Annotated in this window: 13 protein-coding genes; all 13 read right to left on the bottom strand. The window is 51.2% G+C overall.

What is annotated here, in order from left to right; genetic code table 11:
* Nucleotides 1-59: 59 nt before the first annotated feature.
* The 13 genes from ABEA14_RS00980 to urtB all read right to left on the bottom strand — a co-directional run bounded on the left by ABEA14_RS00980 (nucleotide 60) and on the right by urtB (nucleotide 14,323).
* Nucleotides 60-4,046, bottom strand: coding sequence for a response regulator (locus ABEA14_RS00980; protein WP_345337868.1), 3,987 nt, complete (start codon nucleotides 4,044-4,046; stop codon nucleotides 60-62).
* 255 nt (nucleotides 4,047-4,301) lie between these two features.
* Entirely contained in the window at nucleotides 4,302-4,898 is a 597-nt protein-coding gene (locus tag ABEA14_RS00975; RefSeq protein WP_345337867.1) for a HupE/UreJ family protein, read from the bottom strand.
* Complete coding sequence (gene ureG / locus ABEA14_RS00970) at nucleotides 4,895-5,548, bottom strand: urease accessory protein UreG (RefSeq protein ID WP_345337866.1); 654 nt, start codon at nucleotides 5,546-5,548, stop codon at nucleotides 4,895-4,897. The genes ABEA14_RS00975 and ureG overlap by 4 nt, the downstream gene beginning before the upstream one ends.
* A gap of 3 nt (nucleotides 5,549-5,551) precedes the next feature.
* Nucleotides 5,552-6,211, bottom strand: coding sequence for an urease accessory protein UreF (locus ABEA14_RS00965; RefSeq protein WP_345337865.1), 660 nt, complete (start codon nucleotides 6,209-6,211; stop codon nucleotides 5,552-5,554).
* The gene (gene ureE, locus ABEA14_RS00960; RefSeq protein WP_345337864.1) at nucleotides 6,211-6,762 is read right to left on the bottom strand and encodes an urease accessory protein UreE; all 552 of its coding nucleotides are present in this window, start codon (nucleotides 6,760-6,762) and stop codon (nucleotides 6,211-6,213) included. The genes ABEA14_RS00965 and ureE overlap by 1 nt, the downstream gene beginning before the upstream one ends.
* A gap of 53 nt (nucleotides 6,763-6,815) precedes the next feature.
* Nucleotides 6,816-8,522 (bottom strand): urease subunit alpha, encoded by a 1,707-nt coding sequence (gene ureC / locus ABEA14_RS00955; protein ID WP_345337863.1) that lies wholly within the window; start codon nucleotides 8,520-8,522, stop codon nucleotides 6,816-6,818.
* Nucleotides 8,523-8,525: 3 nt separating this feature from the next.
* A complete protein-coding gene (locus ABEA14_RS00950; protein ID WP_345337862.1) occupies nucleotides 8,526-8,867 on the bottom strand; it encodes an urease subunit beta in 342 nt (113 codons plus the stop codon).
* A gap of 11 nt (nucleotides 8,868-8,878) precedes the next feature.
* Entirely contained in the window at nucleotides 8,879-9,181 is a 303-nt protein-coding gene (locus tag ABEA14_RS00945) for an urease subunit gamma (RefSeq protein WP_345337861.1), read from the bottom strand.
* A 52-nt stretch (nucleotides 9,182-9,233) separates the two neighbouring features.
* On the bottom strand, nucleotides 9,234-10,211 hold the full coding sequence (locus ABEA14_RS00940) for an urease accessory protein UreD (protein WP_345337860.1): 978 nt from the start codon (nucleotides 10,209-10,211) through the stop codon (nucleotides 9,234-9,236).
* Nucleotides 10,208-10,903: an urea ABC transporter ATP-binding subunit UrtE gene (urtE, locus tag ABEA14_RS00935; RefSeq protein ID WP_345337859.1), complete on the bottom strand. Its 696-nt coding sequence runs from the start codon at nucleotides 10,901-10,903 to the stop codon at nucleotides 10,208-10,210. Before urtE ends, ABEA14_RS00940 begins: the two co-directional genes overlap by 4 nt.
* 2 nt (nucleotides 10,904-10,905) lie before the next feature.
* The gene (urtD, locus tag ABEA14_RS00930) at nucleotides 10,906-11,658 is read right to left on the bottom strand and encodes an urea ABC transporter ATP-binding protein UrtD (protein WP_345338256.1); all 753 of its coding nucleotides are present in this window, start codon (nucleotides 11,656-11,658) and stop codon (nucleotides 10,906-10,908) included.
* Nucleotides 11,659-11,732: 74 nt separating this feature from the next.
* Nucleotides 11,733-12,863 (bottom strand): urea ABC transporter permease subunit UrtC, encoded by a 1,131-nt coding sequence (gene urtC / locus ABEA14_RS00925; protein WP_345337858.1) that lies wholly within the window; start codon nucleotides 12,861-12,863, stop codon nucleotides 11,733-11,735.
* A gap of 2 nt (nucleotides 12,864-12,865) precedes the next feature.
* Entirely contained in the window at nucleotides 12,866-14,323 is a 1,458-nt protein-coding gene (urtB, locus tag ABEA14_RS00920; protein WP_417291731.1) for an urea ABC transporter permease subunit UrtB, read from the bottom strand.
* Nucleotides 14,324-14,336: the final 13 nt, after the last annotated feature.

Raw genomic sequence — 14,336 nt, 5'->3', positions numbered from 1 at the left:
CGAATCACGTTAAACAGGAGTTTAGTTGTTGCGGAAAAATCTGGCGCGCCAGACATGGGTCAAACCTGGCTTTCCAACTCTTCCAACGCTTCTAAAGCCAAATCAAAATCATAATCGGAGATCGCCATTTCAAGGCGTTTTAACTGCTGCTGATATTGATTCATTCCAGGCACTTGAGCCAGCTCTTCCAGTACTTCCGCCGCTTGGGTATCAAACGCTTCAATAAGCGGGCGCATTTGTGTGAGTTTGACGTCAAACGCGGCTTTATCGAGTGTCTGCTCATCAACTATTTCTCGAGCACTTTGTTCATCAGATGAACGCAGTGCTAACTTCAGCGCTTTGATAAATGGAACGAACTCATCTTTTAACTGTTCTATCGCGACCGTAATTTGTGGCTGTTTTGCCTTATTTTGGGCATGTTGCTCAAGCAGTTTTGCGTTATCAGCAATGGCTCCAGCGCCAATACTGCCAGCGGTGCCCTTCAATGTATGAGCCAAACGCTCAGCGTCTTCCCAATTATCCTGTGCCACCGCTGATGAAAAACTTTCAACAAACTCGCCCTGATTAGCAACAAACTTGTTTAACAGTTTGAGGTATAGCGTGGGATTGTTTTGGGTTATCGCCAAGCCCGCAGCGGTATCTAAACCATCGATAACAGGCAGAGTCACCCGCTTGTTTTTGTCAATACGGCTTGCTGGTGCTTTCGCATCTACAACGTCTACCGGGCGCTTTTTACTTGGCTTTATCCACCTGGCCATGGTGGCGAACATTTCGTCAACGTTAATAGGCTTGGCGATGTGATCGTTCATGCCGGCATCCAGCACTTTTTGCCTATCGCCTGCCATCGCATTTGCTGTCATCGCCAATACGGGTAAATCTTTCCACTCAGGGTTCAAGCGAATTCTTCGTGTGGCGGTGTAACCGTCCATAACCGGCATTTGGCAATCCATCAGGACACCGTCAAAGGTATGCTTGGAAAGTTGCTCCAACGCTTCTTCACCATGATCTGCCACTTCCACAGTAAGGCCATTGCTTGTCAGCAGTTCTACAGCCAACTCCTGGTTCATTTCGTTGTCTTCAACCAACAGGACATAAGCTCCCTGCAAAGCAACAATCGATTCAGATGCAGCGTCTTGACGATTACTTGCCCGGGTTTCGCTAATCACCTCTTTGCCGATAGCCCGCATGATTGCATCCATTAAAGAGGATGGTGTCAAAGGTTTACTGATGACACTACTTACCTGCTCGGTATCCCCCTCCTGGATAGCCTCTTCTCTACCGTAGGCAGTTGCCATAATGATTTGCGGTTGTTCAGGCAGATTTAGTTCGCCTATCTTGCGTATGGTCTCGAAGCCATCCATGCCCGGCATCTTCCAGTCCATGATGACGATTTGGTATCGCTGCTTAGCGCTTCGAAGAATTTCCAGACAGCCTTTACCTGAATCAACACTGTCACTCTGCAGGCCAAAACTGCTGAGCATGTTGCAAATGATTTGCCGCGCTGAGCTGTTGTCGTCAACGACCAGTACCCGCTGCTCACCAATTACGCTGTTTACCTCTCTGAGGCTGGGGCAAGCCTGTTTCTGCAAACCAAACTCTGCGGTAAAACTGAAACAACTGCCGCATCCCAACTCACTCTCAACCCATATCTCGCCATTCATCAGCTCTGAGAGGTTCTTGGAGATAGACAGCCCCAGCCCAGTACCACCAAATTTCCTCGTGGTCGACGTATCTGCCTGGCTAAAGGATTTGAACAACTTGGCACATTGTTCCTGCGTCATACCGATACCCGTATCCTGAACGCTGAATTGTAGTTTGACTTTTTTGTCCCCTTTCGACACCAGCTTGGCACTGATAACCACTTCACCTGTTTCGGTGAACTTAACCGCGTTGTTACCCAGATTTACCAAAATCTGCCCCAGCCTCAACGGGTCACCGACCAAAGCGGTTGGCATTTCCGCTGGGATATCAAACAGCAGTTCGAGTCCTTTGTCCTCAATTCTGAGGCCGACCAAATTAGCCAGATTGTCCAACACATCCTCCAACCGGAAGTCGATCCGCTCCAAGGTCATCTTGCCTGCCTCAATCTTGGAAAAATCGAGGATGTCATTAATGATGCCTAGCAGGGCTTCGGCAGAGCGATGAACCTTTTCAACATAGTTGCGCTGCTTTGCATTCAGTTCGGTCTGAAGTGCAAGATGAGACATGCCGATAATGGCATTCATTGGTGTTCGGATCTCATGAGACATATTGGCGAGAAAATCGCTTTTCGCCTTGGTTGCCGCCTCCGCTTCCTGTCGTGCTTGATTGAGCTCAGTGACATCAGTAGAGATACTGCCCAAAGCAAACACCCGACCGTCTTCAGATTTTATCGGGAATCGGTAAGTATAATAGGTTTGCTCCTGACCCGATGGACTAACGAATGCTTCCTCAAAGCCCACCGCTTCACCGCTGTCAGCTACCTGTGCATCATGAGCCATCAGAGGATCGACAATCTCAGCAGGCAAAAAGTCATAGGGAGTATGTCCCAATGCGTCTTCTTCACTGATGCCTGTCGCTTCACACCAGCCAGGATTTACCAGCAGGTACTTGCCCTGCATATCTTTGATATTAACCACCGCGGGTGAGTAATCGAGGATGCTTTTAATAAACTGCTGGTTCTCCGCCAGTTTAATCGCGACTTGCTTCTGCTCCGTTACATCATCTGCGGTTGCGATGAAGTTGGTGATTTCCCCGCGATCATTAGCTATGGGGGCAATCGCCAGTGATGCCCAGTATTCACTGCCATCTTTGCGTCGGTTGATCACCTCTCCATGCCATACCTGCCCCTGATTGATGGTATTCCACAGCTCAGCATAAGTGGCGTCATCAGTATGTTCGCTTTTCAGAATTGCGGGGGTCTTTCCGATCGCTTCTTTGGGTTGATAGCCAGTGACTTTAGTGAACGTTGGATTGACATGTTCAATGATGCCATCGGGGTCAGTAATAACCACTGTCATGGGGCTGTATCGGATAGATTGTTCCAGCTTACGCAGTTCATGAGTTCGCGATTCAATACTTTCAGCCATCGCGTTGTATAGCTTGGCGACTGCGCCGATTTCGTCTTCGAAGCTGATTTCAATACGTTTGCTGTAGTCGCCCAGCTTGATTGCTGAGCTGCCCACAGCTAAGTTGGTCAACGGCTTAATGACTCGTCGCTTAAGGGTAACAAAGGTGTATAGGCAAACCGCGATAGCAGCGAGAATTAGAATGCCGATATACCAAACCACAATATGGTTGTTTTTACTGATTTCATGGATTTCAAAATCGGTGCGCTCGCCGACTAAGAAGAAGAACTGGTCTATGTTCGTCATGATCTTGGCTTTGGCTTGATGATAATCATCACCGTGTAATAGTTGGCGGGCAAGATACGGATCCGGTTCACCTTGGCGGGTGTAAAACCCCTGGTTATCTTTGAATAACCCTTCCAATGCCAACATAGCTTCATCTTCCAGTGCCACCAACGCATCAGATTCCGCTTTCGCTCGCGCCAATGTCTCCCGCTCTTGGTCAGAAAACTCCAGCTGTTCCATACGTGCTTCAATACTATAGGTTGGACCGTCTAAATTGATATCCAGACGCTCAGCAATGACTTGATCCCAGTAGGATTGAAGATTGCCTGATGGGTGGGGCTGTTCTCCATCTCGAATGGCGATGATTTGCCGAAAATACTCCTCATAGCGAGGCTCTCGGGTAACAACATAAAGCCGGGCCATACGGGTGAGATCATCAGATGATTGTTTTACTTCCAACGCCAGTTCCAGTGATTGGTACTTTTTGTCCTCCAACCTTTCTTGTTCATCAATGCCATATAACAGTAGGAATGTAAGTGCACCACAAAAGAAGAATAAGGTGGCAAGTAAGGAGAATATACTTGCGATAGACTGCTTGATCGTAAACTGGTCCAAGCGATGACGAAGCAGGACAAACAAAATGACGCAGCAAAGCGCCAAACCAAATAGAAGGTTGGAAATAGAAGCCTGCCACACCACGCCATCGCTGAGCATTGTTGCCTGTACTCCCTAAACAATCAGCTTGAATATTGATTTCGTTGTAAAAAACTTAATGACTCGGTCTATTAATAGATAGCCTCATTTCTGGTATTTGCCATACCAATCTGTTGACGTAAGACAGAGATAAAGGATGGTGGATGAAGGGGGGGCTTCTGCTGATTGCGATAAAAGTTAAGTCGATACAAGCAACAAAGGCGAGATAATTCCCGCCTTCTGATTACGTGCATTAAAGGAAGGTTTGCCAATCGACTAGCCAGCAATTAGGGCTAAAGTTCGACGAGCAGCAGTCACACTATGGGCAGCCAATAATCCGAGTAATACAACCGCGCCGCTGGCGACGGCCATTCCGGCACTGTAACCAACACCACCAGCAACAGACTCCACTCCTTGAACGACGCCATGCACCGCGGCAAAAACAAACGCCATCGCTAACAAGCCTACTTTAGGGACGTTACCTACATGATTGAACAACCAAAGCGACGGAAGCAAAACCGCGGAAATCAGTACCAACACTTCAAGGGTAGCTGAGTGTGACATCAATATTGTCGATAAACCACCGGAAATGAGACCCGCCAGCAAAGCAAAAACAACCGCGACGACTGCGGCCCAAGATGACACGATTTGCCCTCGCTGACCTTTGCATTCGCTTGTCAGCATGCCAATTGCACACAAGGCTACCCAATGATCCCAGCCACTCAGCGTATGCATCACGCCAGCGGCGAATGTCATATGGTCGCCATGGCCAACATGGGCCAGAACCGGCGCGCTAGCAACACAGCAAAGTAACGCCATGATGCCGTGAATGCAGCCGAGAAAGCCGCCTTTAAGTTTGGTTAAATGCTTCATACGTTTACTCCTTCTGCAACCTCTTCCACTTGAACAGGCTTAGCATTCAACATGCCCTGCTCAACGATAAAATCGATAATCTGCTGCACACCGTCACCGCGCATAAAATTGGTAAACACAAACGGGCGATCGCCCCGCATCTTTTTCGCGTCTCGGTCCATGACTTCAAGCGATGCATTTACCATGGGGGCGAGATCTGTTTTGTTGATGATTAATAGGTCTGACTTGGTGATACCTGGGCCGCCTTTACGTGGGATCTTGTCGCCAGCGCAAACATCGATAACGTATAAGGTCAGGTCAGACAGCTCAGGGCTAAAGGTCGCGCTTAAGTTATCGCCACCGCTTTCGACCAACACCAGCTCCAGTTCAGGATGCCGATGCTGCAACTCATCAATGGCCGCCAAGTTCATTGAGGCATCTTCTCGAATCGCGGTGTGAGGGCAACCGCCTGTTTCGACACCCATAATCCGGTCTGCTTCCAGGGCGTCGTGACGCAACAAAAACTCGGCGTCTTCTTTGGTGTAGATATCATTGGTCACGACGGCCAGGTCATAGTGCTTGCGCATCGCTTTACACAGCTGTCGCAGCAGTGCGGTTTTGCCGGAGCCAACCGGGCCACCGACCCCCACACGTAAACATTGTGAACTCATTTCTCAGCTCCTAAATAATCGTGAATATTGTTGTTCATGCCAGGCTGACACCATGGCGAGTGCCGGCAGTGTCATGCCGATCTCGTCGTCTTCAACTGCCATCCCCTTTTCAACACATTCGGTAATAGTGGGATTCAGTTGCAAAAGAATGCGCTGGGCTGGCGTTTGTCCCAACGGAATGGTTTTACACGCCACCATCACCTGATTTTCCAGCCAGCTCCAAAGCCAGCCAGATAAAGCCTCTTGCATTGGAATGGCCATTTTTTGTGCCGCGAAGGCATACATAGAGAGATAGGTAGGTGACTCAAACCCCGCTTCTGGCGCTAAATCCAAGCTCACCAGTAATCTTGAGAAGGTTGCTCCCAAACGCTGTTCTTCCGTAACCAGTTCGGCGCTTTCTCGATTGGCTAGCGTCACTTGTTGCCAATACTGAACACGTTCGCTGGCTTGTTCTTGCCACGTGCTATACAACCGCTGAATTAACGGCAGGTCCAAGTTAGCTAGCGAATGGGTCATCACCTCTTGCAGCCAGCGTTTTAACGCGTCCTCATCGTCTACCCAGCCTATGTCGATCGCTGATTCCAACCCTTGGCTGTAGGCGAACGCACCGATGGGCAAGCTTGGGCTGCTCAGGTGAAGCAGTGACAGCAGTTGCGACGCCATCAGTGGGTATGCCCCGGCTCATGATGATGGGCATGATCACGCGTATGTTCGTGTGAGTGTTCATGCGAATGGCCGTGGTGAGCATGCTTATCTTCATGGGAATGGTGCTCGCCGTGAGAATGACCAGCATGGCTATATGCGCCGTTTTCAGGGGTGAAGCTGGCTTTACCCGGTTCCACGGTCAGCCCCAGCAATTCCACCATCTCTTCCAACACATGGTCCGGCTGAAAACGCAGCCACTGTTCACCAACTTGTAACGGCACATGACGGTTGCCTAAGTGATAACAGGCCTTGGCAAAGGTCAGCCAGCAATCGGTTTTTGCCGTGACAACTGCTTCAGCTTCCGCTTTCACCGCTAGCCATTTACCGCATTCGGTCAGCAAGTATTCGCCTTCACTAAGCAGATCGCCGCGAGGCAAAAAGACGCCCACATCCTGGCCGTTATCAGAGCTCACTCGAAAACGCCCTTTCTGCCGCAGTGCATAGGGCAAAGTCAGACTGTCAACGACCGGGCCTTGGCAATGGTTATGTTTCTCTATCACTCGGATCATGAAAATTCCTCTTTCGCCTTATCTAGAAATATGTGACGTCTTAAAAAAGGCCGTTAAAACAAACAATAACGTTGTGCCAGCGGTAGCTCTGATGCCGGCTCGCAAGTCAGCAACTCGCCGTCAGCGCGTACCTCGTAGTTCTGCGGGTCGACCGTTACATCCGGGCAGGCATCATTCAATTTCATATCGGATTTGGTAACAGAGCGACAGCCTTTCACCGGCCAGAGCGCACGCGCGACCTGGACCTCATCTGCTAGGCCTTTATCCAGCGATGCTTGGCTGACAAAAGTGACCGAACTGGCCGATGCGGCGGCGCCGTAGCCGCCAAACATATAGCGATAATGCACCGGCTGAGGCGTGGGAATAGACGCATTGGGATCGCCCATAGGCGCAGCGGCAATAAAACCTGACTTCAGAATGAGCGCGGGCTTAATGCCGAAAAATGCCGGCTTCCAAAGGACGAGATCAGCCAGCTTGCCCACTTCAATCGAGCCCACGTACTCGCTGATGCCATGAGCGAGTGCCGGGTTAATAGTGTATTTGGCGATATAACGTTTGGCGCGTAAGTTATCAGCCGCGATAACTGCATCTTCTCCAAGAAAGCCACGCTGCACCTTCATCTTATGGGCGGTTTGCCAGGTACGGCATATCACCTCGCCAACACGACCCATCGCCTGCGAGTCTGACGCGATCATGGAGAACACTCCCATGTCGTGCAGGATATCTTCCGCCGCAATGGTCTCTTTGCGGATCCGGGAATCAGCAAACGCGACATCTTCTGGGATATTTGGGTCGAGGTGATGGCACACCATCAACATATCCAAGTGCTCATCGACCGTATTGATGGTGTAAGGTCGGGTCGGATTGGTGGATGAAGGCAATACGTTTTGCTGACTACAAGCGCGGATAATATCGGGGGCATGACCACCACCCGCGCCTTCTGTGTGGTAAGTGTGAATAGTGCGACCTTTAAACGCCGACAGCGTATCTTCAACGAAACCCGATTCATTCAGCGTATCGGTATGAATCGCAACCTGCACATCGTAGGCATCGGCCATGGTTAAGCAATTGTCGATGGCGGCAGGTGTCGTTCCCCAATCTTCATGCAGTTTCAGGCCACAGGCGCCCGCTTCAATCTGTTCTGCAATAGGCTCTGGCAGGCTGGCGTTGCCTTTGCCGAGAAAGCCAAAATTCATTGGGAAACCATCGGTCCCCTGTAACATGCGACGCATATTCCACGCACCAGGCGTGCAGGTAGTGGCATTGGTGCCTGTCGCTGGGCCAGTGCCGCCGCCAATCATAGTGGTGACACCGGACATCAGTGCCTCTTCGATTTGCTGCGGGCAGATAAAGTGAATATGAGCGTCAATGGCGCCAGCGGTGAGGATCTGGCCTTCACCAGCAATCACTTCGGTGCTGGCACCAATATGAATGGTGACACCTTCTTGGGTATCCGAATTCCCTGCTTTGCCAATGGCAGCGATCTTACCGTCTTTGATGCCGACATCGGCTTTGACGATGCCCCAATAATCCAGAATCAGCGCATTGGTGATCACCAAATCCATTACCTGGTCGCGGCACTTTTGTCCCTGCCCCATGCCGTCACGGATCACCTTGCCGCCACCAAACTTCACTTCATCGCCGTAAACCGTGTGGTCTTTCTCCACGGCTATCACTAGCTCGGTATCACCCAATCGCACCTTGTCACCCACCGTGGGACCGTACATATCTGCATAGGCTTGGCGAGAGATATCAACCATGGTTTACTCCTTCACCGATTTGCTTTCTGTGTTTGTGTTTTCAAGCGCGCCCATCACGTCACCACGAAAACCGTACACCTTGCGTTCACCGGCAAATGGCACTAACTCAACGGTGCGACTTTGGCTTGGCTCAAAACGCACGGCGGTACCGGCGGGAATGTTCAGCCGCATGCCCAGCGCTAATTCGCGATCAAATTCCAAGGCCGTGTTAGTTTCGTTGAAGTGATAGTGAGAGCCGACTTGGATGGGCCTGTCGCCATGATTCACCACCGAGAGTGTCAGCGTGTCTCGCCCCTGGTTCAGCGCAATAGGTGTGTCACTTAAAAAGTATTCACCGGGTTTCATGGGCAATTTCCTTATTGAATAGGCTCGTGGATGGTCACCAACTTGGTGCCATCGGGGAATGTCGCTTCCACCTGCACTTCGTGGATCATCTCGGCGATACCGTCCATCACTTGCTCCCGGCTCAAGATATGGCGACCACTGCTCATCAGTTCGGCTACGGTTTTGCCATCACGGGCGCCTTCCATCACTTCAAACGAAATCAGTGCAATCGCTTCGGGATAATTCAACTTCAAACCACGCCCGAGTCGTCTCTCGGCCAACATGGCCGCAGAAAACAGCAACAACTTGTCTTTGTCTCTGGGTGATAATTCCATCGGTCTGGCTATCTCCTATTTCGAAATCTATTCTGGTAAAAATTCAGATAAATCAGGTGTTCCAAACCCGCGGAATCACTGGCGCAGTTCCAATCACGTCTGGTCTCAAGATTTGCCATGCCTGGCGCAAGCCTTGCTGCGCCCGCTCACTGTTATGGCCTAAATAGCGCACCACAATGACACCTAATCGTTCGGTCACGCTGAACCAGTCATCGCCATCACGTTGAGGTAATGCGTCTCTGAGTTTCTCAACCAGCATCTCTAACGAGAACTCTGCTGCACGTTCGTCACAGATGTTCTCACCTGCAAACGCCAATAACGTCCCAGACACTGTCGCTTGCTGAAACCCCGCTTTGGCATACAGCAACGGGTCGTTACCTGAAAGTCGCTGGCGCTCCAGCAGCAAGGGCACGCCGTTGTGATAAAGCGACAGATGTTGTTCGATGACGCCGGTTGAAAACGGTAGCGCCGATGCGGGTCGGCCCAGGCACACCACATCCATGCCAATAAACTTGGCATTGCCATGTAACTGAATAGCGGTTTTCAGCACGCCGTGGGCGCCATCAAACACGATGGTTTCCATTGGTAGCCATTCGCAGCGGGCATCGGTGACGGTAATGGCGGTCGTTTGGCGTTGAACCACGCCATCTGTATCTGCGTGATAGATTTTGCCGGCCGACGGTGTGGTGAGTAGTGCATGGGCATCGGGCTGACACTCCACCTGTATCGCTAAGTCGTCACCAGAGACTAAACCGCCCGGCGGGTGCAGCAGATAAACATGGCATGCACCATCTTCGGGATAAAATGGGCGTTGCACGCGCAACGGCCCTTTGAATTGCATCTGATGCATGCGCGTGCGCTGACTATCTCCCTGTTTCGCACTATCAAAACCCAGGGTTAGCATGGCGGGCCAGTGGCGGTCTAAGCCAAGCCCTGTTATCTCGCTTGCTCGCACAATCACCGAACTTTCAGAATCCTGACAGCTCGGTAACAGGTCATCGCTTGACTGAAATGGCAACGGCCCACTCATACGGTCAGGTACCTTTTGATCAGCGTGTCATCAAGGTCAGTCATCTCGCCCGCTGCCACTTGCCTGCCGCGATCCAAAATACAAAAGTTGTCAGCGACCTTGCGTGCAAATGGCAGCTTTTGCTCTACCAGAAGCACTGTCAGGCCTATCTCCTGATTCAGCCGACGAATAATGTCACCGATTTCCTGGACGACGTTGGGCTGAATACCTTCGGTGGGTTCGTCTAGAATCAACAGCTTGGGGTCAATCGCTAACGCCCGACCGATGGCTAACTGTTGCTGCTGCCCCCCCGACAAATCGCCACCACGGCGATTCATCATTTCGGCAAGCACCGGGAACAGCTCAAAGATAAATTCTGGGATTTTGCGCAGTTTGTCTGGCCTTGCGGGCAAGCCTACCTGCAGATTTTCCTCCACTGTTAGCAGCGGAAATATCTGTCGCCCTTGCGGTACATAACCGATACCCAGTGGCGCTCGCTTTTCACTTGCCAGCTTAGTGATCGGCTGACTATTGAACTCAATGCTGCCCGATTTGGCGGGTAGCAGCCCCATGATGCATTGCAACAAGGTGGTTTTGCCGACACCATTACGCCCCATCAAACAGGTACACTTGCCTTCAGCCACATCTAAGTCCAAATCCCACAAGGTGTGGCTTTCGCCATAAAACTGGTTAAGCTGATTGACTTTCAACATGGCTACTCTCCCAAATAAACTTCAACAACACGGGGATCGGCTTGCACCTGCGCCATGGAGCCCTCGGCCAACACACTGCCTTGGTGCAACACTGTGACCTGCTTGGCCAGAGAACGAACAAAATCCATGTCATGTTCGACCAACACAATGGAGTGCTCACCGGCCAATGAGGTCAGAAGCTCGCCGGTGCGATCCATCTCCTGATGGGTCATCCCTGCCACCGGCTCGTCGACCAGCAATAACTTAGGGTTTTGCATCAGCAACATGCCGATCTCCAGCCACTGTTTTTGACCGTGAGACAAGCTACCCGCATCTTGGTATCTGTGTTCAATCAGCCCGATTTTCACCAATACATTATCGATACGGTCGCGCTGCTCGCCGGTTAACGTGGCGGTGAGCGTGGTCCAGACACCCTTCTCTCCCGCCATCGACAGTTCGAGGTTGGCAAATACACTGAGCTGCTCAAACACGGTAGGTTTTTGGAACTTTCGGCCAATACCTGCCTGAGCAATTTCTGGCTCAGACAGCTCCAATAGGTTGATGTTTTGGCCGAACCAGGCACTGCCCTGGTCGGGCCGCGTCTTGCCAGTGATAATGTCCATCATGGTGGTTTTGCCGGCGCCGTTTGGCCCGATAATGCAGCGCAGTTCCCCCTCTTTGATGTACAGATTCAGTTCGTTGATCGCCTTAAAGCCATCAAAGCTGACACTGATATCTTCCAGATAGAGGATGTAACCCTTGGCGACATCTAACATGGGCGAATGCACCGGCTTTAAAAACTCAAACACCTGGTCACGACGTCCGTAGTCGTAGAAGGCTTGTTTCAGGCTCATGCGCTCGCCTCCTCAGCCACTGCTGGCTGCTCAGTTTTTGCTTTCCCCAATTTAAACTTCCCTAGCAGCCCCATTAGCCCTTTGGGCAAGAACAGCGTAACCAGAACAAACATGGCACCCAGCGCAAACAGCCAAACCTCGGGCAGCTCTACGGTGAGGTAACTCTTGGCGTAATTCACCAGCAGCGCGCCAATCACCGCGCCATAAAGCGTGGCTCGGCCACCAATCGCTACCCAGATAACGAGCTCGATGGAGTTCAACGGCGAGAATTCTGACGGATTGATAATGCCCACTTGCGGCACGTACAAGGCACCAGCGACGCCTGCCAGCACGGCAGAAAAGGTGAAAATCGCCAGCTTGATATACTCCACTTTGAAGCCGATAAATCGGGTTCGGGATTCCGCGTCTCGCACTGCCATCGATACTCGTCCCAGCTTGCTGGCGACAATAAAACGACAAGCGATATAGCCGAGTCCCAGCGCCAATGCCGAACACATAAACAGTGAGATCCGTGTACCATCTGACTGCAAACTAAAGCCAAGGATCTCTTTAAAATCGGTCAACCCGTTGTTGCCACCAAAACCCATTTCATTGCGGAAGAACGCCAGCAACAGCGCATAAGTAAGCGCTTGGGTCATGATCGAAAGATAGACGCCGGTAACCCGCGAACGAAACGCCAACCAACCAAAACAGAACGCCAATACGCCGGGTACAAGAATGATCATCAGTGCGGCAAACCAGAATTGGTCAAATCCAAGCCAATACCAAGGCAGGCTGTCCCAATCTAAAAACACCATAAAGTCAGGCAATACCGGATGCCCATAGACACCCCGGTCGCCAATTTGACGCATCAAGTACATACCCATGGCGTAGCCGCCTAGGGCAAAAAATGCCCCGTGGCCCAAACTAAGAATCCCCAGATAGCCCCACACCAGATCCACTGCTACTGCCAACAAGGCATAAGTCAGGTATTTGCCCAACAAAGTGACTGTGTAGGTCGATACATGAAAGGTGCTGTTCTCTGGCACCAACAGGTTAAAAATCGGCACTAATATCGACACAAGGGTCAGCGCGCCTAAAAACACCAATGTGGATCGATCAAACAAACTCCGAGCTTCGATACTCATGCTCAATCCTCCGCTGAACGACCTTTCTGTGGGAACAAGCCCTTCGGTCGTTTTTGAATGAATAGAATAATGAAAACGAGGACTAAGATTTTGGCCAGTACCGCGCCAGCCATGGGTTCCATTACCTTGTTCGCTACACCCAACGAAAGCCCGGCGACCAAGGTGCCCCAAAGGTTGCCGACGCCACCAAACACTACCACCATGAAAGAGTCGATGATGTAGGACTGCCCTAGGTTTGGCCCAACGTTGGTCAGCTGGCTTAGCGCCACGCCAGCTACACCGGCGATACCTGAGCCCAAACCAAAGGTCAGCGCGTCTACGCGGTCAGAACGCACACCCATGGCTTTTGCCATGGCGCGATTCTGTGAAACCGCCCTCACCTGCAAACCCAAGCGGGTATAGCGCAGTAGTGCGAACAACAGCGCAAACACGATCAGGCAGAACAAAATGATGTAGAGACGGTTCAGGGTGAGTGACAGCACAGGGTTAATCTCTATGTAACCACTCATCCAGTCAGGGGTTGCAACAGAGCGGTTGAGGGGGGAGAAAATGCTTCTCACCGCCTGCTGCAAAATCAGACTCAGACCAAAGGTCGCCAATAATGTTTCCAGGGGGCGGCCATACAGAAAACGAATAACACTGCGCTCAATCGCAATGCCAACCAGGCCAGAGACAATAAACGCCGCCGGAATAGCAACCAGTATCGACAAGCCAATGTGGTTGGGCATCAACAGCTGAACGACGTACGTCGTATAGGCACCAAGCATAATCAACTCGCCGTGGGCCATATTAATCACACCCATGACACCAAAAGTGATCGCCAGACCAATCGCTGCCAGTACCAGCACAGAGCCAAGGCTCAAGCCAAAAAACAGCGTTTCAGCCATACCGGCGTATTTGATTTTCTGGTCGATACGGGCAATTGCCTTTTGCGCTTGGTTTTTTAGGGCGGGGTCTTCGGTTGACGCTTCAAAGCTCACCAGCGCATTGCGCGCCGTTGGCTGCAGGCTTTCGCCCAGTACCTCAATATCTGCTTTGGGGTTGTCGCTGCCACGATTGAGATTGTCGATAGCTAGCGCGACGTCAATTAAACCGCTAACGGTTGAATCTGTTTCTTGCGATAACTGCGCTTCAAGCATGGCGCGCGTCTCTAGGGTAAGGTCGCCAATCAGCGTCGTGATCGCTGCCGCTCGTTGTTTCGGTAATTCTGCAGACAGTGCTAACTTGGCAATGCCCTGTTTCAACTGTTTGCGCAAGGTGTTGTTAATGCCAACACGTTTGACCTTGCGCTTTTTCATCTCTTCGCCAGAGAGTTTCTGAAGGTTAACCTCTCCTTTCGCCTCAACACCTGCCTCTCCGGCGATAAAGAGAGGGGATGCCAGTACTCGCCCACTTTCCGTTGGCTGAATAAGCACAATCGCGCCGGTCTTTTTCACATAATAGAGTTCGCCATCCAGCATTAACTCCAATACC

It is taken from the genome of Corallincola platygyrae (assembly GCF_039544265.1).
Classification (GTDB): domain Bacteria; phylum Pseudomonadota; class Gammaproteobacteria; order Enterobacterales; family Neiellaceae; genus Corallincola; species Corallincola platygyrae.
Note: the sequence above shows the minus strand (reverse complement) of the source record. Positions and strands in the feature narration are given on the sequence as shown.